Raw genomic sequence first — 25,317 nt, 5'->3', positions numbered from 1 at the left:
CGCATAGCTTAGCCGCGGGGTGCAAGATCCTTCTCGAAGGCCAGGAAGTCCAGCGTGGAGCTATCCACGGAGGTATCGAATAGCGCGGTGTAGCCCGTGTTTAGGTACAGTCCCTTGGCTTCGGGCTGGCGCGGACCGGTGGTGAGGTAGGCGCGGTGGTAGCCGCGCCGGGCGGCCTCCGCCTCGAGTTCGGCCAGGACCCGCCGGGCCAGTCCTCGCCTGCGGTGCGCCGAGTGCGTCCAGATTCGCTTGAACTCTGCCGTGCGCGCGTCGTAACGGCGGAAGGCGCCACCAGCCACCGATTCCCCGCCTTCCTGGATGATCAACAACGTTCCGTGTGGAGCCGCGAATTCCTGGGCCGGGTACTTGTTGAGTTCCTCCGAGGCGCCCTTCCGCCCGAGCCGGTCACCGTACCTCGTGTCGTACTCGTAGGCCAGCTCGTCCAATAGGGGACGAACCCGATGATCGTGCATCGGCAGCGTCAGCACCTTCAGCCCGGTCGTTGTCTCCACGGCGGAACTGGAAAGGGCGCTCATGCTGACACCTCCAGCCTGGGCGCAACAGCGGAATCGCCGTCGCGTGCTGTCCCGGAGGACTCCACCGCGCCCGCAGCCACGCTCGCTGCCGCGTTCAAAAGCCGGCGTGCCAAGGCGTCGTTTTCCCGGAAGGGTGCGGCGTTGGTTCCGGGCCGGGCGAAGGCGCCGGCCCCCCAACCCGAGGTTCCCGGTCCGACGGCGAACAGCCCTGGCCGGGTGCCGCCGTCGGGCGTTGCTATTTCATGGCGTCCAGTAATGAGTAGGCGACCGGTTGACAGTGGGCCTTCCGCGGTGTCGATATGCTGCTCGGTGGCCCAGCCTGCCTGGTGCAGGTGGGCGAGGGCCGGGTTGGCTGATCCCGCCACGGTTGGGCCAGGCAGCCGGGCCTCGATGTAGGCTGCGGCGTCCACCACCACGGGCGATTGGAAGGACCCTGCGACAAAGCGGCCGGTGGCCTCGTCGGCGCGGACCCAGAGGCGCGGACCCAGGAAGTGCAGCACACCCGCCCGCTGCAGGGCCAGCATTTGCTGGAGTCTGTGCGGTGGCGGGCCTGAGTCGACGTAGCTGAAGAAGCCGTGCCACCAGTTTTGGAGCACATCGTGGGAGCGGGCTGTTAGTCGTTCCACCGGGACGAGTCGGGTGAGCTCCATGTAGGCCCGGAGCAGGGCAATGAAGAGCGCCAGCGTTTCGGAGTGGTCGAGGCTTGTGCGCAGTGCTAGGTCGCGCTGGATGTAAGCAGCCACGGCATCCTGGACGTGGGCGTGGTCGCGGAAGGCGCAGCCGCTGAAAGGCTGGTCTAGGGCTTCCAGATCCAAACGGTGCCGGGTGTCTGGAATCGCCGCGGTAACCAGTTCTTCGCGTTCGCGGCTGTACCAGGGGCGGGCATCGAATGCAGTCTCGAAGTCCGCCCAGGAGCCGTTGACGCGTTCGGGGTAGCCCGTGAAAAGCTCCCGGTAGTACGCATAGCCGGCGTCCTTGGCGATGAGCGGCCAAATGTGGTCTCGGAAGTCGATGTCTCCGTGCTCTTCGATGAGCGCAGCCACCGCGGTCTCCGTGAGGTAGCGGAGGCCGGGGGCCTGCTCTCCCCTGAGGACGGACGAGATCTTCGAGTGGTACGGCACGCCTCGGCGGGAGCCTGCCCAGATGCGCGGTTCGCGGCCGGACGGCTGGTAGTCGAGTCCGCCGTCGTTATTAAGCGTGAAGCGGCCGCCCCGGCCTTCGGTGAGGAGCACCAGCAGGTCCACGAAAGCCAGGCCCATTCCAGAGACGATGACGTCCTGGCCGGGGGCCAGCGGTGAATAGTCGACGTCGGTGGTGTACGACGGCGCCGCATGGAACCCGCCGTGCCGTGCAGCAAAGTCTGCGAGCCGCTGCGCCTCAGGACCGGGCAACGCATCGGTGTGCCCGATCGCGTAGACCACCAGGTCCGCTTCGATTGCCGAAGTGTCGGCGAGCCGCACGCGATAGGGTGCGCCGGCGTCGGGCGTTTCCTCCACGCCCAGCGCGGTGGTGCGATGCACGGTGACGACGCCACCCGGGGCCAGAGCCCTCACAGCCCGCTGGAAGAACCATTCCAGGTACTTGCCTTGGAGCTGGCGCGATGCGAAGTCCGTGTCCTTCAGGGTGCGTAGCTGCTCCACAAGTTGCGGCTCGAGCTCGGAAACGTCGCCGATGGAGCCGTCCACGACGCCGGAAGCCCAAACTGCGAGTCCGGGGCCATCTAGGACAGGCCCTTCGCAGAGCACGGACGAATCGGTGAACATGGTGATGTCTGCCGCCATGGAGTTCATCAGCAGCCGTGGGTCCTGCCCGTGGCGCCAGATCCTTCCGGAGCCTGGTTCGAACGGTTCCACAACGTGTACTTGGAGGGGACCGCCGAAAAGATCGCCTCGGTTGGCGGCGATTCGCTCAAGGATGCCGGCTGTGCGCGGGCCACCGCCAATGAACACGATGGCTGGCGGGCGCGACGTCATGACGGTTCTCCTCTGGTGTTTGGGCTGGTGTTTGGGCCCGGCCGGTGCGGATGTTTGGGCGGGGTCGGTGCTGGTGTTTGGTCGGGGCCGGTGCGCCCATGCTAGGGGCGTTTTGAAGACGTGGTCGAGGCCTTGGTAATGGCCGTTCACACCAGGTCATGGCGCGTCAAAACACGCAAGAAACCGACTCAATGACGCCGTGCGAAGCCCCGTGAAGAACTGCAAAGTTCCGCCTTGCTGGCTGTTTTGGAGCGGCCCTAGATTGGCAGCCATCTGATAGCCAACCATCACCCAACGAAACGAGGTGGCGCATGACTGCGGCAACCGTGAGGACCCCAAGTGCCCCGGTCACCCCTGAGGCGGTTTCCGCTGAGACCGGGCCGCCTGCCGTGCCGGAAAGTCCGACGCCGGCAGTTCCGCAACCTGACTACGCCGCCTATCGCGTGGTGCCGGCCAGGCGCCCTTGGCACTGGGTGGGCACTGGCTTCGTGGCCCTTGGCGTGGTTGCTGTGCTGTGGTCCCTGGCCACCAATCCGCGCTGGGAGTGGGGTGTGGTGACCCAGTGGTTCACCGCGCAATCTGTGGTGACCGGACTTGTCGAAACGCTCAAGCTCACCGCGATCTCCGGCGCCCTAGGCTTCATCCTGGGTTTTGTGCTGGCGCTCATGAGGCTGTCTTCTTCACCGCTGTTGGTGTCGGTGTCCTGGACGTTCTCCTGGATCTTCCGTTCCACGCCGCTGCTGGTCCAGGTGCTCCTTTGGTACAACCTTGGCTACCTCTACGAGAAGATCACGCTGGGAATCCCGTTTACCGATGTGCGCTTCTTTGAAACGCAGACCACAACGCTGATCAGCCAGTTCGCCGCGGCCGTGCTTGGACTGACCCTGAACCAGGCGGCTTACTCGGCTGAAATCATTCGCGGTGGCATCCTGTCCGTGGACCAGGGCCAACTCGAAGCCGCCTCCGCACTCGGTATCCCTGCCTGGCGCCGCAACACGCGGATCGTGCTGCCGCAGGCCATGCGGGCGATCCTTCCGACGGCCTTCAACGAGATCATCGGACTGGTGAAGGGCACCTCGATCGTCTACGTGTTGGCGTATTCCGAACTCTTCTACACGGTCCAAGTCATTTACAACCGGACCCAGCAGGTGCTGCCGCTGCTTCTGGTGGCCACGCTCTGGTACATCGTCATTACCTCGGTGCTGAGCATCTTCCAGTACTACATCGAGCGGCACTATTCGAAGGGCGCCGTTCGAAACCTCCCGCTCACCCCGTTGCAGAAGGTCCGCAGATTCTTCGCCACCCACGCCACCACCGGGCTGAACGCCAGGAGCCCCCGATGAGCACCGCACTTCAGACAAGCGCAGCCCAGGGCACGCGCGGACATGTTGAGATCACGAACGTCCGCAAATCCTTCGGCACCACCGAGGTACTGAAGGGCGTTTCCCTGACGGTCCAGCCGGGCGGCGTCGCCGTCATCGTGGGTCCGTCAGGCTCGGGCAAGTCAACACTCCTACGCACCATCAACCATCTGGAAAAGGTCGACGGCGGCTACATCGCCATCGACGGTGAACTGGTGGGCTACGAGGTCCGCGGCAACACGCTGCACGAACTGCGCGAAAAGGACATCCTCCGCCAGCGCACCAACATCGGCATGGTGTTCCAGAACTTCAACCTATTCCCGCACCTGACCGCACTGGAGAATGTGACGGAAGCTCCCGTCGTCGCACTCCAACCAGGCGACCCGCGGCGCAAATCCAAGGAAGAAGTCCGCAGGCGCGGCCTGGAACTATTGGACCGGGTGGGGCTGAAGGACCGTGCCGACGCGTACCCGCGGCAGCTCTCCGGTGGTCAGCAGCAGCGCGTCGCGATCGCCCGGGCACTGGCGCTGGACCCCAAGATCCTGCTTTTCGACGAGCCCACGTCCGCTTTGGATCCGGAACTCGTGAACGAGGTCCTGGATGTTATCCGGGAGCTCGCAACGTCCGGAACCACCTTGTTGATCGTCACGCACGAGATGGGGTTTGCCCGGGACGTCGCGGACACGGTGGTGTTCATGGACCAGGGCCAGATTGTGGAGTCCGGCCCGCCGCAGGAGATTTTCAGCAATCCACGCGAGGAACGCACCCGCAGTTTCTTCTCCAAAGTCATCGAACCCGCCTTCAATATCTAGGAACCTCTCCCATGCCCCGCATCAGCAAGACCCTCCTGGCGCTCGCTGCGCTGCCCGCCGTCGTCGTTCCCGCACTGGCAGGCTGCGCGGACCCGGGCGCCTCCGCTGCCAACCAGCCGGCCACGACGGCGGCACGCAACGGCATCGTCTACAACACCTCGCCGCAGCAGGACCGTATCCGGGACGAGAAAGACCCGGCCGCCGCGGGAAAGGTCCCGGCGCCGATCGGCAAGGACGGCAAGCTCACGGTCGCCACCACTGCCGGCTCCATCCCGTTGAGCTTCCACGCCACCGATGACAAGACACCGATTGGCATCGAGGTGGACATCGCGCAGCTGGTGGCGGACAAGCTGGGCCTGGAACTGGATTTGCAGGTCACGTCTTGGGAGAACTGGCCGTTGAAGACGCAGTCCGGGGATTTTGAGGCCGTTTTCTCCAACGTAGGAATCAACGCGTCCCGCGTGAAGCTGTTCGACTTCTCCACGTACAGGGCGGCCTACATGGGTTTCGAGGCCAAGAAGTCGTCCAACTACACCGTCAAGGGCGCGGACGACATCTCCGGCCTGAAGGTGTCCGTAGGCTCCGGGACCAACCAGGAGAAGATCCTCTTGGCATGGAACAAGGAGCTGGAGTCTAAAGGCAAGCCACCTGCAACGCTGCAGTACTACGCCAACGACGCCGACACCATCCTGGCGCTCTCGTCCGGCCGCACCGACCTCAACCTGGCACCGTTCCCCACCGTGACGTACCGCGAAAACACCCGCGACGACCTCAAGGTGGTCGGCAAAGTCAACGCCGGCTGGCCGTCCGAGACACTGGTTGCCGCCACCACGCTCAAGGGCAACGGCCTGGCCCCCGCCATCACGGACGCGTTGAATTCGGCGATCAAGGACGGCTCCTACGGCAAGGTCCTGGAACGGTGGGGACTTTCCGAGGAGGGGCTGCCGGAGTCCAAGACCGTCACCGAGGCGACGTTTGCCGCGCCCGCTGCCGCAACTCCTTCAGCGGGGGCCGCCAAGTGAAGTTCCAGGTCCTGGACATCATCCCGCACACGAAGAATCCCGTCACGGGGGACATCGTCTCCACCGCCGACCGCCTCAACCAGGTGGTCGAGACCGCGAAGGCGGCCGAAAAGCTCGGCTATGACAGCTTCTCCGTAGGGGAGCGGCACGCCGGGGAGTTCATCTCCTCATCCCCGACGACGGTCCTCGCCGCGATCGCGGCAGTCACCGACCGCATCAGGTTGCACACCGGCGTCGCTGTCCTGGCCGTGCTGGACCCCGTCCGTGTGGCCGAGGACTACGCCACCATCGACCAATTCAGCCGCGGCCGGCTGGAACTTGTGATCGGCAAGGGCAATGAGGTGCTGCAGTATCCACTCTTCGGCCTCTCCCTGGACGATCAATGGGAGTTGCTCGCCGAAAAGTACGGCTTGCTGCGGCGGCTGTGGCGGGAATCGGACGTCACGTGGTCCGGCCGCTTCCGGGCCCCCTTGACCGAGGAAACAACGACGACGCCACGCCCCTTCGCGGGGGCACCCCGGGTTTGGCACGGCTCGGCCACCACACTGACCTCCGCAGCGCTCGCGGCCAAGTGGGGCGACCCGTTGTTTACCGCGAACGCCATCCAGCCGCGCGAGAACTACAAGGTCCTCATCGACCACTACCGTGAAGAGTACGAACGGTACGGCCATGACCCCCGGTACCAGTACTTGGGTTCTGGCAGCGGGGCCGGCGGCGTCTTCATCGCGGACACCACCCAGGAAGCCAAGCGCCAGTACGGGCCGGTGTATGAAGCACTGACTGCGGCGCGCAATGTGCCCGGGAACAACACTCCGTTCAGGGATATCGACCACGCCGTCGCCGAAGGCCCGGCCCTGGTAGGCAGCCCCGGGCAGGTGGCCGAGAAGATCCTGACGTACCACGAGCTGTACGGGCACGACCTGCAGTCCATCTCGTTGCCCACCACGCTCCCGTTCGGGCAGCAGTTGGACATTCTGGAGCGATTTGCCGCCGAGGTCATTCCCGTTGTCCGCGCTTCTGCGCCAACCACCCTATGGGAAGCCGCCGACCCGTACGGCGGCCGACCCGAAGCTGCCGGGGCTTCCGAACCGGACGCTGCCGCCGTCGTCGACGCCGCCAACGAACACTACCGAAACCGGAAACATGACAGGAGCGACGATGCCTACGTTTACGCCCACTGAGACTACGTCCTTTGCCGCGGAATTTGCCGCCACATGGCGTGAATGGCACGCCGAGCACGAACGCCGCCGCGCCGATGCGCACGGCTTCCTGGCGGTGACTCACCTGCATTGGCTGGCCTCCGAGCCTGAAAGGCTCGACGGCGTCCCGGGAACCTGGAGCGTCGAGGACGACGTGGTGCGGGTTGTCCTGTCCGCCGGGGAGAGCCTCACGCGGGACGGCGAAGAACTGAACTCCCGCACGGGAACGGCCCTTGAATTCGGGCCCATCGAGGAGCGCGGCGGCATCGACCTCGTTTCCGGCGACACCGTCATCGAGCTAGCCAAGCGCGGCGGCGAATACATCGTCCGCCCACGTCACCCGCGGAACGAGCTGCTGGTCAACTATCGCGGGACCGAGGCTTTCGAACCGAACCCGGCATTCGCCGTCGAGGGCCGCTACGAAGCCTTCGACCAGCCGAGGCCCACCACTGTGGGTGCCGCCGTCGAAGGAATCCAGCACGTTTATGAGGCGCCGGGCAAGGTCCGTTTCAACCTTGCTGGCCGTGAACTGAAGCTGACCGCGTTCAACGGTCACACGCCAGGTTCGCTGTTCGTCCTGTTCACCGATGCAACGTCCGGCGTCACCACCTACGCGGCGAATCGCTCCCTGGCCATTGCGCCGCCGGCCGCCGACGGCACTGTCGTGGTGGACTTCAACCGCGCCGTGAACCTGCCCTGCGCTTATACGGACCTGGCAACGTGCCCGCTGCCGCCTGCCGAAAACCGCCTGGACATCGCGATTGAGGCCGGCGAAAAGATCCCGTTCGAAAGGAAGGCCGCACAGTGACCGCTGCCAAGGATAGTTCCGGCCAGTCTGGTTTCCTGGCCATCGACCTGGATGGCGTCCGTCCGGTAGACCTCGCGACGACGGTGCTGGCCGCCGAGTCCGCCGGGTTCCACGTGGCTACGTTCGCGGACGGACCGGTTCTTGAAGGACGGCCGGCGCATCGGCTTAATGCCCTGCAGCGGGCTGCCTTCGCCGGTCCGCTGACCCGTTCCATCGCCCTGGTCCCCGAAGTCGACACCGTTTATACGGAGCCGTTCCACGTCGCCACGCAATTGGCCAGCCTGGACTACGTCTCCCTGGGTCGCGCCGGCTGGATCGCCACTGCCGCGGCCCCCGGTGACGGAGGCAGCGAGGCCGCTGCCGCCGTCGGACGCTTGGTTGTTGACGGCACGGCGCTCGCGGAGGAGGCCGCTGCTTCGATCGAAGTGAGCCGCCGACTCTGGGATTCCTGGGAGGACGACGCCGTGATCCGCGATGTCGCCACCGGACGGTACCTGGACGCGAGCAAGCTGCACTATGTGGATACGGAGGGGCCGGGATATTCGGTCAAGGGGCCCGCGATTACGCCGCGACCGCCGCAGGGGCAGCTTCCGATCTTCGCTCCCGCTGCGCTGATCGGGGAGGGGCATGTTTCGCCTTCGGCCGTTGATGCCGTGTTGGTTTCCGCGCCAACTCCTGAGCTGCTTGCTGTGGAGGTTCGGGACGCTCGCTCGCGTTTTGGGGCCGGGACCGCGGGCGGACCGGCCGTGATCGCGGAGCTGGACATCGTTCTGGACGCGCGGGGTGCCTCCGCTGCGGCTCGGGCCGCTTTGCTGGAGCCCTCCGTTCGGGCGCGCTTCGTGGGCACCGCCGTCGAACTCACGGCGCTGCTGGACGAGCTGTTGGCAGAGGCCGACGGCGTCAGGCTGCACCCAGCTGACGTCGCCGTCGATCTTGAGGAACTGTCACGGCTGGTGCTTCCGGAACTGCGGCGCCGCGGTGCGCTGCTACCCGTGAGAAACGGCGGCACGTTCCGCGAATTGCTGGGCCTCGAACGCCCGGCCAGCCGCTATGCCAGCCAATCGACGTCGGGAATTGGGGAGTAATCATGACTAATGGCGTTATCACCGACGCCGGCTTCAAGCCGTCTGGCCAGATCCAGTTTGGAGTCTTCTTCCAAGGCGTGAACTCAGGGACCATTTGGAAGTCCGAGCAGTCTGGCTCGCAGACGGACTTCGAATCGTTCCGCCGCGTTGCGCAGACCGCCGAGCGGGGTCTCTTTGCCGCGTTCTTCCTCGGCGAGGGCCTGCGGCTCCGCGAGCACCTGGGACGCCCGCATGAGCTGGATGTCGCTGGCAGGCCTGATGCGCAGACGATGCTTGCGGCGCTCGCTGCTGTGACATCGAAGATTGGTCTTGTAGCCACGCAGAACACCACATACAACGATCCGGCAGACTTGGCACACCGGCTCTCTACGCTGGATCTGCTGTCCGGTGGACGGGCGGCGTGGAACATCGTGACCACGGACAACGCCTGGACCGGGGCCAACTTCCGGCGCGGCGGCTACCTGGATCATGCCGACCGCTATGTGCATGCCGAGGCGTTCGTGCGAACGGCCAAAAGGATTTGGGATGCATGGGACGGTTCTGGATCGCCGTCCGGTGGATCATGGGGCCGCGTGCGGCACGAGGGCCAGCACTACACCATAGATGTAACCCCGCGCCTGCCGCGGAGCGCGCAGTACCGGCCGGTGCTGTTCCAGGCGGGCGATTCGCCGGAAGGCCGGGACTTTGCCGCCCGCCAGTCAGACGTGATCTTCTCCGCGCATCCGAAGCTCGACGACGCCGTCCAGTTCCGGAAGGACCTCATCGCCCGGACTGCTGCGGCGGGACGGGGACCAAACGAGCTGCAGGTCATGCCGGCCAGCGAGTTCATCCTTGGGGCAACGGACACCGAAGCCGCGGAGAAGAAGGAGTGGGTTCGCGGCCTGCAGATCGGTCCGCAGCAGGCCATCGCCTACCTGGAGCAGTTCTGGGGCCGCGAGCTGTCCGAGTTCGATCCCGACGGGCCGCTGCCGGAAATCGACCCCGTGGTGGAGGAAACGTCGGAAACCCGGGGGAGCGGCTTCCACGGCGCCAAGGCCCGGCAACTGGCTGATCAGTGGCGGGCAGAGGCCAAGGAGAAAGGGCAATCGATCCGGCAGTTTGTGACCTCCCGGACCGCGCGCATTGATTCGACCTTTACCGGTTCGTACTCTTCCGTGGCGGATCAGTTGGCCGAGTACGCACGTGTTGGTGCGGTGGACGGCTTCAACATCTCGCCATGGCTCATTCCGAGCGGCCTGGACGACATCGTCAACCACCTCGTTCCGGAGTTGCAGGAGCGTGGTGTGTATCCGACGGAATACCGCGGTTCGACGCTTCGCGAACACCTTGGGTTGCCGGTCCCTTCCCGGCCCGGTGGCGCAGGGGACCTGGCAATTGAAGCGGCGGCCGCCGTCGGGAGCGGACGGTGACCAGGGCCGGCCGGTTGCCCACCGACGTCGACGGCGGCGAGGAGCCTCTACGCGGTTCGGATGGCGACAGTCGCACGGACGCCGACCGTCAGCTGCTCTCGTTGCAGCTGACGGTTTGGTCCCAGTGGCTTTAATTCATACTGCCGCTTCAGCCAGGCTTGGCCTTGAGGCAACTTTGCGAGCGGCAGAGATGAGGTCCCCCATCACCGCGGAGGCGGTCGGTCGGCCACCCGCGCCGGCGCCGTAAAACATCAGCTGGCCCGCGTTCTCAGCCTCGACGAAGACCGCGTTATATGCCCCGCGCACCGACGCAAGTGGATGCTCCCGCGGCAGCAGTGCCGGATGCACGCGTATATCCGCTCCCACCCGGCCCGCACCAGAGCGCACGAGCTCGGCCGTTGCAAGCAGCTTGATGACGGAGCCGGACTCCCTCGCCTTCGAGATGTCCTGGGCCGTGATCCCGGAGATGCCCTGGCAACTCACGTCCTCGAGCCCCACCGGCATGTGGAAAGCGAGCGTTGCAAGGAGGGCGGCCTTCGCGGCGGCGTCGTATCCCTCCACATCCGCCGTCGGATCCGCCTCCGCGTATCCGAGACGCTGGGCTTCGGCTAGCGCGTTCTCAAAGTCGGCGCCCGTGGTGTCCATCTGATCCAGGATGAAGTTCGTCGTTCCGTTCAGGATCCCGGAAATGCGCGTAATACGGTCACCCCTAAGGCTCTCGCGGATGGGACGGACGATCGGAATAGCGCCTGCAACGGCTGCCTCGAAGCTCAGCTCCGCACCGTGCCGGTCTGCCTCCTCGAACAGAACGGGCCCGTGCTGCGCCAGCAGCATCTTGTTTGCTGTTACTACGGAGGCACCCTTTCGGATGGCTCGCAGTATGAGCGAACGTGCCGGCTCCACTCCGCCCATAAGCTCCACGGTAAGGTCCGCTGAATCCACGAGTGCCTCGGCATCGGCCGTGAAGAGAGTGCGTGGCAGGTCTACGTCGCGCGTCGCACCGACGTTCCGCACCGCGACCCCCGCCAGTTCGACCCGCACACCCGAACGCGCCGCGAGTGCCTCCGCATCCTCCAGGAGGATCCGCGCCACTTGGCTGCCCACCGTTCCGCAGCCCAGCAACGCGACTTTGAGCACCTGGCGTCCATTCATCGCCGTCATATGAGTGATCCGTCTATCGCGACGACGTTCCCGCGATGGATGACAATCCTGTTCCCAGGCCGGTCCATGACCGCCGAGGTAACGGTCTCGCCCGGAAGGAGGACGAGATCAGCAGGCTCGCCGGACTGAATGCCGGGCAGGCTGTCCGCGCTGTCAGTCCAGTTCGCCGTCGTACTCCCCGGCTCCGCAATCGACCGCCCGCCAACTGTCGCGATGGCCACAGTCCGCTCAATGTGATCGTCGCGACGCAACTGCTGGGTGAAGGCCAGCTGCCACGCCCTGCCCAGCATGTCCCCGTCTCCGAAAGGGGACCAGTAGTCGCGAGTGCCGTCCTGGCCCAATCCAAGTCGCACCCCGGCGGCAGCGAGGCGGTCTGCCGGGAGGCCGCGCTGGCCACTCGGGGCGATCGTCGTCAGGGCGATATCGAGTTCGGCGAGCTGCTCGACCAAAGCCTCACTGCGGTCGGCGGGCAAGGTCGCGAGGGCGAAGCAGTGCGAAATGGTTGCCCTGCCCTGCAGTCCCAGCGCACGCACGCGCTCGCACACGAGCTCGATGGTGAAGGCTCCCAGCTCTCCGGGCTCATGAAGGTGGATGTCCACTCCGACGCCGTGGCGCTCTGCGATGCCGAAGACGATGTCCAGGTGACGGGCCGGGTCACGGTCCACGGCGCACGGATCGATGCCGCCCACGAGGTCCGCGCCCCCAGCGACGGCCTTCTCGAGCAGGTCTGCGGTGCCCGGGTCCCGCACGATGCCGGCTTGGGGGAATGCCACCACCTGCACTCGCGCGCGCCCTGAGTGGGCCTCCCGCGCGGCGACCACGCCCTCGAAGCGGTCGAGACCCGAATAGGAGTCGACCTGCGCATGGCTCCGGACAAGCGTTGCGCCCGAGGCGATCGTCAGCCCGAGCGTCCTCGTAGCGCGGTCAGCAACGCTTTCCTCGGCGCTCCGCCAATTCTCGAGGTCATTGGCGATGAGGCCGAGGAGTCCCGGCTCCGCGGTGTGCGGTCGGAAGGGAAGCCCGAGGCGCGTTGAATCCAAGTGCGCGTGCACGTCGGAAAAACTGGGAAGGGCGAGCATGCCGCGGCCGTCCAAAACCTCCCCTGCGGGCGGGCCGTCGTTGAGGGACGTCATTCCCGCGGTCGGGCGCACTTCGTGGATGATGCCGTCCCGGATGAGGATGTCGCACTCCGCGCGACCCCAGGGACGCACTCCGGTGATGAGCAAGGATCCCTTGCTCATTGCGCCAGCTCGTCGCCGGCGAAGTCTTGGGAGTCGGCTTGTGTCTCCGGCATCGCCTCCATGCGTGCAATGATCGCCAGGGACAGTTCCATCGCGGTGGTGGTGTCGCGCTCCTGGATGGCACGGTAGAGCGCTTCATGGTCCTCTGTGCCGTGGCCCATAGCATGCCCGATGGACTTGCGGAAAGCGACATTGAGGCTCTGGTAGAGGTCGGTGAGGAGCTCGTTGTGCGCCGCGCTGGCCACGGCCATGTGGAAGCCCAGATCGCCTTCCACGAAGGCGTCGTGATCATTGTTGCTGGCGCCTGCGTTGCGGTCGTCCAGGGCCGTGCGCATGGAAGCTAGGTCTTCCTCGGTTCGCCGCACTGTGGCGAGGGACACTGCGAGCGCGTCGAGCCCGCGGCGAACCTCGATGACCTCCGCGATCTTGCTGTTGTTGACCTTGCGGTTGAGCGCCACGGCCGCCTCGTCCACTGCATCGACGTAGGTTCCGTCGCCCTGCCGGACCACCAGGAGGCCTGCGTGCACAAGCGCGCGTGTCGCCTCGCGCAAGGAGGCGCGGCTGATGCCGAAGCTCTGGGTGAGTTCCGACTCCGAAGGCAGCCGGTCGCCGGGGCCCCATTCGCCCTCCCGAATGCGCGCCCGGATTTCCTCAATCACTGCATCGACCGCCGATACCCGGTTGACTTTGAGCATCCTCTCGACCCCTTCCGGTCTGAACGAACTCTTCATGCCTCGCCTGCTCGAGCTGCTGGAGCGCCTGAGGCAAAGTGCCTGCATTGCACATTAGCGGGAAAAGATCTTGTCCCAACCTCTTCCCTAAACATCAGACGACCTGATAATCATATGTCATGACGACTCATTTGTCCGGGGTCGAGAACCCCAGATTCGAACCCGGCGGCAGCCGGGAACGCCAGTCGATGAGGATTGGCGTCATGTGCGGCCGCGCTCAAGGCTTCGAGGACGGTCATGCTGAAGAGGCTCTTGCCTGGGTCAGCGCGAGCGGATTCGAGGGTGCACTCTTCGCAACTCCCCGGTCGATCAGCCCCGAGCTCGACGACGTCGCCCTCAAGGAAGCGGGTGAGCTGGCCTCCAGTCTTGGCCTCTATCTTGAAGTCGGCATCGGAAGCCTCGGGCCGTTCGGTCCTGCCGATGACCGCCTGTCGGGGCTCAACGCGCTCATTGATGCGGCGGCAGCCGCGGGATGCGAGGAGTTCTTCGCCTACACACGAACTGACCGCCACGATGTAGACGTCCCTCACGGAGAACAGCTCGACGAAATCCAGCGGACCCTGCAGGGCCTGGTACCGCGGCTTCGGGCCGAAGGCCTCCGGCTCAACCTCAAGACCCATGAGGACCTTTCCTCGCAGGAAGTGCTGCGGCTCGTCGAGGCGTCCGGCCCCGACGTAGTCGGTGTGAGCCTCGACGTGGCGAACCTCGTAGTGCGGGGCGAGGATCCCGTTGAGGCGACGCGGCGACTCGCGCCGCATATTCACCAGACCCACCTCGAAGACGTGGCCCTCTTTTTCGTGGACCGTGGCCTTCGCCGGCGGCTTCGGCCATGCGGGGCGGGTGTCCTTGACTGGGACGCGATCCTTCGCACGCTCGTCGAGGAAGCCCCCGCGCGTCACCTCACACTCGAACAGCACTTGGGAAGGTTTGACGCCGACGTTTTCGACCCTGCCTGGTTCGACGCCGAACCCCACGTCAGCGCCAAGGAACTGGCAACGCTGTTCCGGTATGCCCTGACCTGCGAGCGCGGGGCCGCGGCAGGCGACTTCCCGTCACTTGCTGAGCTCGACCAGGACCCAAGCCCACTCGATCGGCGGAGCCAACTCGCCGAGAGCGCCACCTGGCTCCGTGAAGTCATCGACACAATCCCGGGAGGACATCGTGGCAGTAGCAGTCGCTGAAGCGCCGATCACGGTAGCACGGCGTCGTATCGTCAAGGGCGACAAAGTCCTTGTCGGAGCATTGGGCGGGCTCGCCCTCATAGCACTCATCGTGATCGTGGGCCCCTTCGTGTGGCACTACGATGCGAACGCCACCGAGCTGACCGCCCAGCTCTCTGCGCCATCTGCCGAGCACCCACTGGGCACCGACAACCTGGGCCGAGACCTGCTTGCCCGGGTCCTCACGGGGGCGCGGACTTCCTTGGGGGCGGGCGCCGTCGTCGTCATAGCAGGTGCCGTGCTCGGATCAGTAACGGGCCTCCTTGCCGGCGCACTCGGGGGTATGGTCGACACAGTCCTGACCTGGCTCACGAACTCGATCCTGTGCTTCCCCTCGATCATGCTCGCGATGGCCGTCGTCATGGCGCTCAAGCCAGGCATCCCCGCCGTCGTCATCGGGCTATCGATCCACTCATTCCCCTGGTACATGCGCACGATCCGCGGGGAGGTCATGCGCATCGCCGCACTCGACTTCGTCAAGTCCACGAATGCGATTGGCGCATCCCAGGGCCGAATCCTGTTCCGGCACATCTTTCCGCACCTGGTTTCTACGATTGTGCTGCAGATGGCCGCCGTCTTCGGAGCCGCGGTACTCTCCCTCGCCGCCATGGGCTTCCTGGGGATGGGAGCCCAGCCGCCCGAGGCGGAGCTCGGCGCAATGATCACCGAAGGGCAACAGTTCTTCCTTACCGGGCAGTGGTGGATGGCAGCCTTCCCCGGCCTCGTCCTCCTCATCGCCGTCACCCTCACCACCGTCATCGCCGACCGCGCCCGCGAACTCCTTGACCCGCGCGGCGAATACATCGTTGCGGACTGACTAGGAGCCACACATGCTCAACCTGATTCTCAAACGCTTCGGGGTTGCCGCCGCTACCATCCTTGGCGCGAGCCTCTTCTCCTTCTTCCTCCTGCGCAAGCTCCCCGGCGATCCCGCACGGCTGGTCGGCGGCGAGCTCGCGGACGAGCAGACCATCACCTCGCTCCGCCAAGCAATGGGCCTGGATTCGCCCCTCCAAGAACAGTTCTGGAACTACATCACCTCGTCCTTCCACGGCGACCTCGGCTTCTCCTACACCATCGGTCAGCCCGTGAGTGAACTGGTCCGCACCCGGCTACCCGCCACTGTGGAACTGGGCCTCACCGGCGTCGCCACCGCCGTCGTCCTGGCCACGGTATTCGCCGCCATTGCCGTTTACCGCAAGAAGAAGGGCGCGGATGTCTCGCTTCGGATCGCGTCCTCGTTGGCGATGGGCTCGCCGCCCTTCTGGCTCGCCCTCGTAGCGATCCTCCTGCTTTCAGTCAACCTCGGCATCTTCCCGGGCCCGGAAGGCCGCCTGTCGCCGAGCCTCCTCCCGCCGCCCACGATCACTGGCCTCTACACCGTGGACTCGATTCTGTCGGGCCAGTTCGGGACCTTCTTCGACGCACTACGGCACCTCATCCTTCCGGCGCTGACGATCGCTGTCGGACCCTTCGCGTTCCTAAGCCGCCTCTTCCGCTCCCAGCTGCGCAACACGATGCGCGAACCGTTCATCGTGGTTGCCCGCAGCCGCGGGCTGTTGCGGGGATCCGTGTTCCTGCGGCACGCCGTTCCGAACTCGCTTCTTTCCCTCGTGGCGGCGACGGCGATGCTCCTCGCGGAGACCATGACAGGCAGTGTGCTCGTCGAGAAAGTCTTCGGCTGGCCAGGGGTCGGCTCCCTCACGGTGGACGCCATTCTGCAGAAGGACTTCGCGGTGGTGCAGGGCGTCATCCTCCTCAGCGCCACCCTCTACGTAACGGTGAGCTTCCTCGCGGACGTCGTGTACGTCGTCGTCGACCCCCGCATCCGAGCAGGAGCAAAGTGACATGACCGAAAGCAACGCAAGCACCATGACCATCGACGCAGCCAACGCCGCCCCGGAAAGAGACACACTCCTCGATGTCCGCGGCCTGCGCACCGAATTCCAGACCGCGCGCGGCCGGGTGGCCGCCGTGCGGGACGTGAGCTTCACGATTCGACGGCGCCAGCGGCTCGCCATCGTCGGCGAGTCGGGATCGGGCAAGTCCGCGATGGCAATGTCCATTGTGGGGCTCATCCAGCCACCGGGCCGGGTTACCGCGGGCGAAATTCGCCTGGGCGGCACGAATTTGCGGGAGCTGTCCGACAGGAAGCTCTCAGAGGTGCGCGGGGGCCGGATCTCCCTGGTATTCCAGGACCCGATGAGCGCCTTCGACCCGATCCGCACCATCGGTTCCCAAATGATCGAGAGTATCCGCGTACACCAGTCCGTGAGCAAGCGGATGGCACGCCGGCAAGCGGCGGACCTCTTGGGCGAGGTGGGCGTCACCGACGCGTCGAGCCGACTCTCGGACTACCCCCACCAATATTCGGGCGGCATGCGCCAGCGCGTCCTCATTGCGATGGCACTGGCCAACTCGCCGGAGCTGGTCATCGCCGATGAGCCGACGACTGCCCTTGACGTCACCACGCAGGCGCAGGTCCTCGAGCTGTTGGACCGCCTGGTCACGGACCGCGGAGCCGCACTCATGCTCATCACGCACAACCTCGGCATCGTCGCGGGCTTCTGCGACAGCGTGAAGGTGATGTACGCGGGGCAGCTCATCGAGGAGAGCGAGAGCCGGGCCCTGTTTGCCTCTGCGGCCCACCCGTACTCGCGCGAGCTCCTCAAGTGCGTGCTGCGGACGGACCGCCGCCAGGAGGGCCTCCTCTCGACGATCCCGGGCACGCTGCCCGATCCCACGCAGCCTTTCAAGGGCTGCTCGTTCGAACCCCGGTGCCCGCTCGGCAAGGGCAATCCCCTCTGCCAGGGCGTGGAGCCGCCCCTTGCCACAGTCCAAGGACCACACGGCGTCCAGTTGGCCAAGTGCCACTTCGCCGGACAGCTCGAGCTCAAGGAGGATCAATGACCATCGCGACCGACGACGCCGTGCGCCCGCTGCTCGAAGTCCGGGGACTCTCGAAGACGTACCGCTCCAAGTCCGTAGGCAGCAGGCTGCGGCGCTCACGCGAGTTCAAGGCGCTCCAGGACGTGTCCTTCGACGTCAAACGGGGTGAGACGCTGGGCCTCGTGGGCGAATCCGGTTCCGGGAAATCCACCGCCGCCTCGTGCATCCTGCGCCTTATCGAGCCTGATTCGGGCTCCGTCCACTTCGACGGCGTGGACGTTAGGTCCCTCTCGAAGGCCGAGATGCGCCGCCTGCGCTCACGTATGCAGATCGTGTTCCAGGATCCATACGGCTCGCTGGACCCGCGGTTCTCGGTACGCGAGCTGGTCGAGGAGCCGCTGCTCGTCCACGGCGTTCGTGACGAGCGGGTGCGCCGCGAACGGGCGCTGCAGATGCTTGAGCGGGTAGGCCTCTCAGCCTCACAGGCCGAGCGCAACGCACATGCCTTCTCGGGTGGACAGCGGCAGCGCATTGCCATCGCACGGGCCCTTGTCCTCAATCCGGAACTCGTGGTCCTCGACGAACCGGTTACCGCCCTCGACGTGTCGGTCCAGGCACAAGTCCTCAACCTCCTCACCGAACTGCAGAAGGAGCTGAACCTCACCTATTTATTCATCGTCCACGATCTGGCAGTGGCGCAGTACCTATGCCACCGGATCGCGGTGATGAACCGCGGGAAGATCGTCGAGATTGCGCCTTCCAAGGAGCTGTTCGACAACCCGCTCCACCCTTACACCGTCAGCCTGCTCATGGCGGCCCCCGTCCCCGACCCGGACGTGATGGCGGCCCGCCGCGCGGCGCTCGCCACACCTCAAGCAAACGCCACCCCCAACGGTCTCTAAGAGACCCCACTAGGAAGGAAGACCATGCCACGTCGCATCGAAGCACGCGGCCGCGTCCAGCGCAGCGCCATCGGCGCAGCCGTCGTCCTGTTCGCCGGAGCCCTCTCCGCATGCGGCTCGACAAGTTCGTCGGGCAGCACAACAGCCAGCAAGCCGTTCACGGTCAATTGGGCCGTCAACATCACAAGCCTCGACCCTGCGTTCACCTGCCCCGGCGACGAGAACAGCTTCGCGAGCAACTTCTACGGCCGCCTCGTCAAACTGTCAACGAACGAGACGAGCCCGGGCATCACGCAGATAGATCCCGACCCCAGCAAAGTCCAACCGGACTTCGCGACCAAGTGGGACGTCTCCGACGAGGGGAAGACCTACACTTTCACGCTTCAGTCCGGCAAGAAGTTCGACAACGGCGACCCGCTGGACGCTGCGGCCGTCAAGTATTCGCTTGACCGCACGCTCAAGATCGGGGCTTGCGGGGCCCTGTCCCTCCAGCTCGGCATTACCCAACCCCCGCTCATCACGAGCGTTGAGGCGCCCAACGCCACGACCGTGGTCATCCACATGCGCCAGGCATACCCTGCCCTCCTCTACAGCCTCGCCCAGAGCCGTGGGTCGATCTACAACCCGAAAGAGATCGAGGCCCATGGCGGCGTGCAGGCCAACTCGCCCAACCAGTGGCTGCAGAGCCACACGGCAAGTAGCAGCGGCCCCTACGTCCTCTCCGAGTACGTTCCGGGCAACCATGCCGTGCTCACGCGCAACCCCAACTACTACGGAACCCCGGCGCTCGAACCGACCGTCCGCGTGAACTTCGTAACCGCTGTCCCGACGCTGCAGGTCCAGGCACAGAACCGCGAAGCCGACGTCACTTTGGGACTGCCCCCGCAGGTGGTGAAAAACCTCAGCACCCAGGCGTGCTGCAAGGTGATCACCGCGGACAGCCCCACCCCCGTGACCGTTTCCATGAACTACCAGGGTGAGCTCACCAACAACGCGAAGTTCCGTGAAGCCCTCACCTACGCTGTGCCGTACACCGACATCATCAATAAGGTGGCCTACGGCTACGGCGACTCCTACTACGGGCCGATCGTTCCCGGCATGGCTGGCTACAAAGCCTCGCTCGAGCCCGCGAGGACCTATGACCTGGGCAAGGCGAAGCAACTGATGGCCGAATCCGGCGTGAACTCGCCGACGCTCAATCTCATGATCAACCCCACCGCCCCAGGTGTTTCCGACATCGCAACGCTGCTCCAATCGGCATGGCAGCAGATCGGTGTCACCGTGAACATCGACGCGAAACCCCCGGCCGACTTCACCACACTCTTCAACCAGGGCAAGTACCAGTCCGCGTTGCTGTTCGAGAACAGCACCCCGATTGGCGGCTATGAACTCCGGAAGAAGCTCACGTGCGATGCCCCGACCAACAACCAGCACATTTGCATCCCGGGAACCATGCCGCTGCTTGATCAGCTCAACAACACGGCCGATCCCGCAGCGCAGCAGCCGATCGTCGACTCCCTCGTGCAGAAGTGGCTGGAGAACTCCCCGACGATCATCCTCTACCGGGCAAAGTTCACGGCCGTCGTCAGCCCCGACGTGAAGCACTTCGCTTACGCACCGAACTTCCGGCTCGCGGACTGGGGCCGGTAAGGCCCTAAAGTCGCCGCCCGCCGTCGTCGCCCCTTAACCGACGACGACGGCGGCGCGGCACCAAAGCATCCCCCACCAGCCTTTTCAAAGGAGAAGAGATGAAGATCGGAGTCGACGGGCGCAAGATCCCCGGCGCGGCAGAACACAGCCCCATCGCAATCCTCGAGCACGCCAAGTCCCTCGGCATGGAAGGCGTCTACTTCCGCACCGTCCTGGACATCACCCCATCCCTGGACCTCGGAGTGCTTCGCGAGGTGCGCGAGCATGCGGACGCCCTGGGCCTTTACCTCCAGATGGGACTCGCCAAGGTCAACCCGTATGCTTCGGCCGAAGCGCCGGAGGTACGCGTCCTGGGCCAAGGCGACTACACGCGGGGCATCATCCGACTGATGGAAGCCTGCCGCGAGGGAGCCGACTGCGGCGAGCTATGGGTCGCCTGCGGAAACTACAAGCCCGAGCTGCCCGGCTACTACGCAAACGACAGGTTCCGCACCGACGCACCATGGCCGGACCAGCTGGCGGCGATCGAGAAGTTCCTCCACCAGCTCGCGCCCGCCGCCCGAGACCTCGATATTCACCTGAACATCGAGACGCATGAGGAAATCACCACAAATGAGGTAGTGCGGCTCGTCGAATCGGTGGGACCCGACGTCTTGGGTATCACCCTCGACACGGCCAACGTCCTGGCCCGCGGTGAAGACCCAGTGGCCGCCGCTCGCCGGGTGGCACCGTACGTCCGCGCCACGCACCTGCGCGACTCGGTGCTGGCGATCACCGACTTCGGATTGGCCCGCAGCTTCTCGCCGTGTGGCCTCGGTGTGATCGACTGGGACGGAGTGCTCGGCGCGTTATGGGAGCACAACCCCGATCTGTGGGCTTCGATCGAGCCCGCCGCTCCGACGATGCAGATGCCCATTGGCCTGTCAGACGAAGCCTGGCGTGCCGTCCACCCCGACCTCGACCCCGCGGAAGTCGCTGAGCTATACAGGCTCGCACGCGACTACGACGAGCGGGCGCGGCGGTCTGAGGTGCCCACCATCGAGGAGTTCCGGGCGCAGGCTTACGACGGCGAAGCGTTCATCCGGCGCAGCGCGGAGCACCTAAGGGCCACGCTCGCGGGCATCGAACAGCGCACATTGCACCAAGCAACGGTCACCCAGGGCTGACGGCGGTGCGAACTGCTCTCCACGCCAGGTATGTGGTCGGCTTCGACGGAGCCGACCATGTCCTGCATCACGATGCGTCCGTCGTCTACGAGGACGATCGGATCATCCACGTCGGGCCCGGCTGGGATGGTCCCACGGACCATGAGATGGACCTCGGCAACGCGCTCCTGGCGCCCGGATTCATCGACCTCGACGCCCTCGCAGACATCGACCATGCGTTGCTCGACTCCTGGGCTTCGCACGAGACCGCACTCGGCCTGCAATGGTCCGAAAGGTACTTTGCAGAGGGACGGAAGGATGTGTTCACCCTGGCCGAGCGGCGCCTCATCAGGGAATTCGCACTCGCCCAGCTGGCCCTCCATGGAGTTACGACGTGCATGCCAATTGCCTCCGAGGTCCACAGTTCCTGGGCGGAGACGTTCGACGACGCGGTTGTCATCGCGGATGCCGCACAGCGTATTGGGATCCGTGCGTATATTGGGCCAAGTTTCCGCGCGGGGGTCAACGTGGCCCGAGTCGACGGGCGCCGTGACGTGCTCTGGGACGAGGGAGAGGGTGACGCCGGCCTGGCCGACGCCGCCCGGTTCCTCGACTACGCTGAATCGCTCGACCATCCACTCATCCGGGGCGCCTTGCTTCCGTGCCGCATCGAAACGCTCACCCCAGAGTTGATGCGGGGCATTGCCAAGGCGGCCAAGGAACACGATGTCCCCGTTCGGCTACACGCGATGCAGGGGAGGCTCGAGCTCGAACTGCTGGGCAGGCAGCACGGCAGCTCGCCGCTGCAACTCATCGAGGAGTCCGGCCTGCTCGGCTGCCAGCTCCTCGTGCCGCATGCCATCTTCGGATCCGGCGACGGCGAGCATGCCTCCCCGGGCGACGCGGAGCTTGCGGTGCTCGCGGAAGCGGGCGTCGCCGTCGTTCATTGCCCGCTTACGTCCCTGCATTACGGAATGGTGCTCCGGTCTTTTGACCGGTACCGCGACGCAGGCGTCCGGATTGCGATGGGAACGGACAGCTTCCCGCCGGACATGATCCGAGGCATGGACGTCGGCAGCAGCCTGGCCAAGGTTGTGACTGGTCGTCTGGACGCCGGCAGCATCGCGGACTATTTCCGGGCTGCGACGCTCGGCGGAGCAGCGGCGCTGGGGCGAGCCGACATCGGCCGCCTCGCCCCAGGCGCTCAGGCGGACATCATCGCCATCGACCTGTCCGACGCGCGGATGGGGGTAGTGGACGACCCGATCAGGACCGTGGTCATGAATGGATCAGCACGGGACGTGCGCATGACAGTGGTAGCGGGCCAGACGGTCCAGCTGGATGGAACCATCACAGGCATTGACTTGGAAGGCCTTAGATCAAAGGCCCAGGAACTCTTCGAGAAGATGCGGGCCGCGTACGCCGAACGTGACCTGATGAGCCGGTCGCCCGAACAGCTCTTCCCGCCAACGTTCCCGCTGGCTCACTCCGACTAGAGCACCCGTACCGGCTCCCCGCGGACCCAGGCCACCACATCCTCGTACGCCTCGCCGTAAAAGCGCGTGTAGCTCTCGCGCGTGACGTACCCCAGATGCGGTGTCAGAACGGTTCGCGGCGCCGTGCGGAGTGGATGGTCCGCGGGGAGGGGCTCGACGTCGTAAACGTCCAGCGCCGCCCCGCCCAGCCAGCCCTCGTTCAGGCCACGCACCAAGGCGTCTTCATCCACCAAAGGCCCGCGGGCCGTATTCACCAGGAGCCCGTTCGGCCCGAGGAGCTGAAGTTCCTGCTCCCCAACAATGCCCCGCGAACGCTCGGACAATCGGAGGTGCAGCGAAACGACGTCGGAATTCTTAAAGAGTTCATTCTTACTAACCAGACGGGCACCATGGGCGATCGCCGTCTCCTCCGTCAGGTTCGTGCTCCACGCTAGAACTTCCATTCCAAAAGCCCGCGCGTAGCCTGCTATTCGGCCGCCGATCTTCCCGAGCCCCAATATCCCGAGAGTCTTGCCGGCCAGCTCAAAACCCACGGTGCTTTGCCAGCGCCCCGCCCGCATCCGGCCATCCTCGAACGGCACATGGCGGGCGGCGGCCAAGAGCAGGGCCCACGTCATCTCCGGTGCTGCGGCGGAAGACCCGCCCGTCCCGCAAACGGTGATTCCAAGCTCCCTGGCCGCCTCGACGTCGATGGAGGCATTTGCCATGCCCGTGGTGACCAGCAGCTTTAGCTTTGGCAGCTGCCGGAGCCGTTCGGCGTCGAACGCCGTGCGTTCCCGCATCGCTACGATGACGTCAAAGTCACCCAGGATATGCACAGGGTCCCGGTCCCCTCCGAACGGCTCCGTGAAGACGGTGACCTCGATGCCGTGGGCCGCGAGCTCGCCCCACGGCGCGTAGTCGAGGGAAACCTCTTGATAGTCATCCAGGATGGCAAGGCGCTGAGTCATGGGGCTCCTTATGTATGCGGTCGTTGAGACTGCCGTACTCAAAATACAAGAATCCCCGCCGGATGGTGTCCGGCGGGGATTCGGCGTCGGCGGGTCCGAGTCGCTACTTCTTGGGTAGGCCCGCCGGGTTCAGTTCGGACTTCGCAATGGCCTCGGAGGACAGGCCCCAGCGGTCCAGGATCTTGCCATACGTGCCGTTTTCGATGAGCTTGTTCAGTGCCGCCTGGGCAGCCGCGGCGAGGCCGTTGCCCTTTTTGGTGGTGAAGGCAATGTCCGCGGTGAGCGGCCAGCCGCCGTTCAGTGTTCCCACCTGCTTGGTCTTGCCATCCTTTGCGGCCTTATAGGCCGCGCCGGCGTTCGGGCCGAAGGTCAGGTCCGCGCGGCCGGATTGCAGCGCCAACGTGGAGGCCGAGTCGTCGTCGTAGTACTGGAACTCCACGGGCTTGAGGCCGTTCTTTTTGTTCTCCTCATCCCAGCGCACCAGGATCGCCTCCTGGTTGGTGCCGGAACCCACAATGATGCGTTTGCCGGCTACGTCCTTGGCTTCCTTGATCCCACTGATGGTTGAGTCGCTCTTGGCGTAGAAGCCCAGCAGGTCCTGCCGGTAGCTGGCGAAGTCGAACTTTTCCTTGCGTGCCTCGGTGACAGTTACGTTGGACAGCACGGCCTCATACTTGGCGGACTCGATGCCGAGCGGCCAGTCGGCCCACGCCACGGGCAGCACCTCGACCTTCAGCCCCAGCGTCTCGCCCACGGCGTACGCGATATCAACCTCGTTGCCGATCAGGGTCTTGTTGTCCGTGGCGAAGAGGCTCAGGGGAGCAGTGCCTCCCGTGGTGACGACGGTCAACTTGCCGTCGGCTTTGATGGCGTCGGGAACCAATGCCGCCGCGGCGTCGTCCTTGGTGACGGGGAAGCGGTTCTGTTCCGGGCTGAGGTTGAACGTCTTGCCCGCCACAGTTGCGGTGGGCGCGCCCGACGACGGTGCTGTCGCCGCCGACGCGCCCGGGTCCGAGCAGGCGCTGAGCGCCAGTGCTGCCACTGCCGCAAGCGCGGCAGCAGCGCCTGTTTTTGACCTGGAAATTGCCATCGTGTTGCCTCCGGGATGTCTGTGATTCGTGCTTGTTGAGCAACTATCCGGGAGGTTTTGCAGGGCGGTCAAAGCCCGATGAAACGCTTGGATACAGGGGGTAACGGCGCTTCATCGGGCGACTGAAAGGGTCACAAAACCGGGCTCAGTGGGCAGGTACTGTGCTGTTCTTGTGCTCGGCGACGGACAAGCGGTTCAACGCCAGCGCCCCAACCAGGAGTCCGAAATCGCGGAGCGCCACGTCGAAGTACCCGGGAACCAGGAGCAGGTTGACGATGATGCCAGCCAGCCAGAGTGCAACCACCAGCGATCCGATCCGGGGTTTCCACGCGACCAGCAGGCCTGCCACAACCTCCACCACGCCCACTGCGTACATAAACGCCCGTGGCGAGACTGGGATGATCTGCGTCGCCAACGGTGCCAGGTAGATGGTCCAGTCCGTGAGCACGTTTGCGAATTTGTCGAGGCCAAACAGGATCGGCGCCACAGTGAAGACAGTGCGCAGCAGTAAATAGGCCTGATGCGCGGGCGCTTGCCGGAGTGGGTTGGTGGACAGACGGGTTGAATGCGTCAGCATGGCCTTTCCTTTCTAAAGTTAGTGATACTTGACTTTAGAACTCTTTGCTTCTTGTATCAA

At 65.1% G+C, this 25,317-nt stretch carries 22 protein-coding genes and 1 pseudogene; 15 read left to right on the top strand and 8 right to left on the bottom strand.

Going from position 1 to position 25,317, the window contains the following annotated elements; translation table 11 throughout:
• Positions 1-8: 8 nt before the first annotated feature.
• On the bottom strand, positions 9-536 hold the full coding sequence (locus LD110_RS19490) for a GNAT family N-acetyltransferase (RefSeq protein ID WP_225501302.1): 528 nt from the start codon (positions 534-536) through the stop codon (positions 9-11).
• Positions 533-2,509, bottom strand: coding sequence for an FAD/NAD(P)-binding domain-containing protein (locus LD110_RS19485; protein ID WP_225501300.1), 1,977 nt, complete (start codon positions 2,507-2,509; stop codon positions 533-535). Before LD110_RS19485 ends, LD110_RS19490 begins: the two co-directional genes overlap by 4 nt.
• A 311-nt stretch (positions 2,510-2,820) precedes the next feature.
• Between LD110_RS19485 and LD110_RS19480 the strand changes: the two genes are divergently transcribed.
• The 7 genes from LD110_RS19480 to LD110_RS19450 are packed head-to-tail and all read left to right on the top strand — an operon-like array spanning position 2,821 to position 10,205.
• Positions 2,821-3,852, top strand: coding sequence for an amino acid ABC transporter permease (locus LD110_RS19480; RefSeq protein WP_225501297.1), 1,032 nt, complete (start codon positions 2,821-2,823; stop codon positions 3,850-3,852).
• On the top strand, positions 3,849-4,682 hold the full coding sequence (locus tag LD110_RS19475; RefSeq protein ID WP_225501295.1) for an amino acid ABC transporter ATP-binding protein: 834 nt from the start codon (positions 3,849-3,851) through the stop codon (positions 4,680-4,682). Before LD110_RS19480 ends, LD110_RS19475 begins: the two co-directional genes overlap by 4 nt.
• Positions 4,683-4,693: 11 nt before the next feature.
• Positions 4,694-5,704: an ABC transporter substrate-binding protein gene (locus LD110_RS19470; RefSeq protein WP_225501293.1), complete on the top strand. Its 1,011-nt coding sequence runs from the start codon at positions 4,694-4,696 to the stop codon at positions 5,702-5,704.
• Complete coding sequence (locus tag LD110_RS19465; RefSeq protein WP_225501291.1) at positions 5,701-6,885, top strand: LLM class flavin-dependent oxidoreductase; 1,185 nt, start codon at positions 5,701-5,703, stop codon at positions 6,883-6,885. Before LD110_RS19470 ends, LD110_RS19465 begins: the two co-directional genes overlap by 4 nt.
• Positions 6,863-7,711 carry a DUF1684 domain-containing protein gene (locus tag LD110_RS19460; protein WP_225501289.1) on the top strand — a complete coding sequence of 283 codons (849 nt, stop codon included), beginning with the start codon at positions 6,863-6,865 and terminating at the stop codon, positions 7,709-7,711. Before LD110_RS19465 ends, LD110_RS19460 begins: the two co-directional genes overlap by 23 nt.
• Positions 7,708-8,796: an LLM class flavin-dependent oxidoreductase gene (locus LD110_RS19455; RefSeq protein ID WP_225501288.1), complete on the top strand. Its 1,089-nt coding sequence runs from the start codon at positions 7,708-7,710 to the stop codon at positions 8,794-8,796. The genes LD110_RS19460 and LD110_RS19455 overlap by 4 nt, the downstream gene beginning before the upstream one ends.
• Before the next feature lie 2 nt (positions 8,797-8,798).
• A complete protein-coding gene (locus LD110_RS19450) occupies positions 8,799-10,205 on the top strand; it encodes an NtaA/DmoA family FMN-dependent monooxygenase (protein ID WP_225501286.1) in 1,407 nt (468 codons plus the stop codon).
• 171 nt (positions 10,206-10,376) lie between these two features.
• Here LD110_RS19450 and LD110_RS19445 read toward each other — a convergent pair.
• From LD110_RS19445 to LD110_RS19435, 3 genes and pseudogenes are all read right to left on the bottom strand, one after another.
• Positions 10,377-11,357: pseudogene (locus tag LD110_RS19445) on the bottom strand (homoserine dehydrogenase); the annotation flags it as partial.
• Positions 11,358-11,362: 5 nt separating this feature from the next.
• A complete protein-coding gene (locus LD110_RS19440) occupies positions 11,363-12,607 on the bottom strand; it encodes an amidohydrolase family protein (protein ID WP_225501283.1) in 1,245 nt (414 codons plus the stop codon).
• A complete protein-coding gene (locus tag LD110_RS19435; RefSeq protein ID WP_225501281.1) occupies positions 12,604-13,302 on the bottom strand; it encodes a FadR/GntR family transcriptional regulator in 699 nt (232 codons plus the stop codon). The genes LD110_RS19440 and LD110_RS19435 overlap by 4 nt, the downstream gene beginning before the upstream one ends.
• A gap of 155 nt (positions 13,303-13,457) precedes the next feature.
• Here LD110_RS19435 and LD110_RS19430 point away from each other — a divergent pair, with 155 nt between their 5' ends.
• The 8 genes from LD110_RS19430 (at position 13,458) to LD110_RS19395 (ending at position 22,640) form a co-directional block, all read left to right on the top strand.
• Positions 13,458-14,519 (top strand): sugar phosphate isomerase/epimerase, encoded by a 1,062-nt coding sequence (locus LD110_RS19430; protein WP_225501279.1) that lies wholly within the window; start codon positions 13,458-13,460, stop codon positions 14,517-14,519.
• Positions 14,500-15,375: an ABC transporter permease gene (locus tag LD110_RS19425; RefSeq protein WP_225501277.1), complete on the top strand. Its 876-nt coding sequence runs from the start codon at positions 14,500-14,502 to the stop codon at positions 15,373-15,375. The genes LD110_RS19430 and LD110_RS19425 overlap by 20 nt, the downstream gene beginning before the upstream one ends.
• A 13-nt stretch (positions 15,376-15,388) precedes the next feature.
• Entirely contained in the window at positions 15,389-16,405 is a 1,017-nt protein-coding gene (locus LD110_RS19420) for an ABC transporter permease (protein WP_225501275.1), read from the top strand.
• A gap of 1 nt (position 16,406) precedes the next feature.
• Positions 16,407-17,468 carry an ABC transporter ATP-binding protein gene (locus LD110_RS19415; protein WP_225501273.1) on the top strand — a complete coding sequence of 354 codons (1,062 nt, stop codon included), beginning with the start codon at positions 16,407-16,409 and terminating at the stop codon, positions 17,466-17,468.
• Entirely contained in the window at positions 17,465-18,349 is an 885-nt protein-coding gene (locus tag LD110_RS19410; RefSeq protein WP_225501271.1) for an ABC transporter ATP-binding protein, read from the top strand. The genes LD110_RS19415 and LD110_RS19410 overlap by 4 nt, the downstream gene beginning before the upstream one ends.
• A gap of 24 nt (positions 18,350-18,373) precedes the next feature.
• The gene (locus LD110_RS19405) at positions 18,374-19,999 is read left to right on the top strand and encodes an ABC transporter substrate-binding protein (protein ID WP_225501270.1); all 1,626 of its coding nucleotides are present in this window, start codon (positions 18,374-18,376) and stop codon (positions 19,997-19,999) included.
• A gap of 98 nt (positions 20,000-20,097) precedes the next feature.
• Positions 20,098-21,165 carry a sugar phosphate isomerase/epimerase gene (locus LD110_RS19400; protein ID WP_225501268.1) on the top strand — a complete coding sequence of 356 codons (1,068 nt, stop codon included), beginning with the start codon at positions 20,098-20,100 and terminating at the stop codon, positions 21,163-21,165.
• A gap of 5 nt (positions 21,166-21,170) precedes the next feature.
• Entirely contained in the window at positions 21,171-22,640 is a 1,470-nt protein-coding gene (locus LD110_RS19395) for a chlorohydrolase family protein (protein ID WP_225501266.1), read from the top strand.
• On the opposite strand, the gene LD110_RS19390 is transcribed toward LD110_RS19395, so the two are convergent.
• From LD110_RS19390 to LD110_RS19380, 3 genes are all read right to left on the bottom strand, one after another.
• Positions 22,637-23,590 (bottom strand): D-2-hydroxyacid dehydrogenase family protein, encoded by a 954-nt coding sequence (locus LD110_RS19390; RefSeq protein WP_225501264.1) that lies wholly within the window; start codon positions 23,588-23,590, stop codon positions 22,637-22,639. The genes LD110_RS19395 and LD110_RS19390 overlap by 4 nt on opposite strands.
• 103 nt (positions 23,591-23,693) lie before the next feature.
• Positions 23,694-24,680, bottom strand: coding sequence for an ABC transporter substrate-binding protein (locus tag LD110_RS19385; protein WP_225501263.1), 987 nt, complete (start codon positions 24,678-24,680; stop codon positions 23,694-23,696).
• 145 nt (positions 24,681-24,825) lie between these two features.
• Complete coding sequence (locus LD110_RS19380; protein ID WP_225501261.1) at positions 24,826-25,257, bottom strand: hypothetical protein; 432 nt, start codon at positions 25,255-25,257, stop codon at positions 24,826-24,828.
• Positions 25,258-25,317: the final 60 nt, after the last annotated feature.

Origin of the sequence: Arthrobacter sp. M4 (assembly GCF_020251205.1) — a bacterium.
Classification (GTDB): Bacteria; Actinomycetota; Actinomycetes; order Actinomycetales; family Micrococcaceae; genus Arthrobacter.
This window is presented reverse-complemented; position numbering and strand designations above follow the sequence as displayed.

Coding starts and splice junctions, on each gene's coding strand:
- LD110_RS19490 (WP_225501302.1), bottom strand. CDS start 536: ATGAGCGCCCTTTCCAGTTCCGCCGTGGAGACAACGACCGGGCTGAAG.
- LD110_RS19485 (WP_225501300.1), bottom strand. CDS start 2,509: ATGACGTCGCGCCCGCCAGCCATCGTGTTCATTGGCGGTGGCCCGCGC.
- LD110_RS19480 (WP_225501297.1), top strand. CDS start 2,821: ATGACTGCGGCAACCGTGAGGACCCCAAGTGCCCCGGTCACCCCTGAG.
- LD110_RS19475 (WP_225501295.1), top strand. CDS start 3,849: ATGAGCACCGCACTTCAGACAAGCGCAGCCCAGGGCACGCGCGGACAT.
- LD110_RS19470 (WP_225501293.1), top strand. CDS start 4,694: ATGCCCCGCATCAGCAAGACCCTCCTGGCGCTCGCTGCGCTGCCCGCC.
- LD110_RS19460 (WP_225501289.1), top strand. CDS start 6,863: ATGCCTACGTTTACGCCCACTGAGACTACGTCCTTTGCCGCGGAATTT.
- LD110_RS19450 (WP_225501286.1), top strand. CDS start 8,799: ATGACTAATGGCGTTATCACCGACGCCGGCTTCAAGCCGTCTGGCCAG.
- LD110_RS19440 (WP_225501283.1), bottom strand. CDS start 12,607: ATGAGCAAGGGATCCTTGCTCATCACCGGAGTGCGTCCCTGGGGTCGC.
- LD110_RS19435 (WP_225501281.1), bottom strand. CDS start 13,302: ATGCTCAAAGTCAACCGGGTATCGGCGGTCGATGCAGTGATTGAGGAA.
- LD110_RS19430 (WP_225501279.1), top strand. CDS start 13,458: ATGACGACTCATTTGTCCGGGGTCGAGAACCCCAGATTCGAACCCGGC.
- LD110_RS19420 (WP_225501275.1), top strand. CDS start 15,389: ATGCTCAACCTGATTCTCAAACGCTTCGGGGTTGCCGCCGCTACCATC.
- LD110_RS19415 (WP_225501273.1), top strand. CDS start 16,407: ATGACCGAAAGCAACGCAAGCACCATGACCATCGACGCAGCCAACGCC.
- LD110_RS19410 (WP_225501271.1), top strand. CDS start 17,465: ATGACCATCGCGACCGACGACGCCGTGCGCCCGCTGCTCGAAGTCCGG.
- LD110_RS19405 (WP_225501270.1), top strand. CDS start 18,374: ATGCCACGTCGCATCGAAGCACGCGGCCGCGTCCAGCGCAGCGCCATC.
- LD110_RS19400 (WP_225501268.1), top strand. CDS start 20,098: ATGAAGATCGGAGTCGACGGGCGCAAGATCCCCGGCGCGGCAGAACAC.
- LD110_RS19390 (WP_225501264.1), bottom strand. CDS start 23,590: ATGACTCAGCGCCTTGCCATCCTGGATGACTATCAAGAGGTTTCCCTC.
- LD110_RS19385 (WP_225501263.1), bottom strand. CDS start 24,680: ATGGCAATTTCCAGGTCAAAAACAGGCGCTGCTGCCGCGCTTGCGGCA.
- LD110_RS19380 (WP_225501261.1), bottom strand. CDS start 25,257: ATGCTGACGCATTCAACCCGTCTGTCCACCAACCCACTCCGGCAAGCG.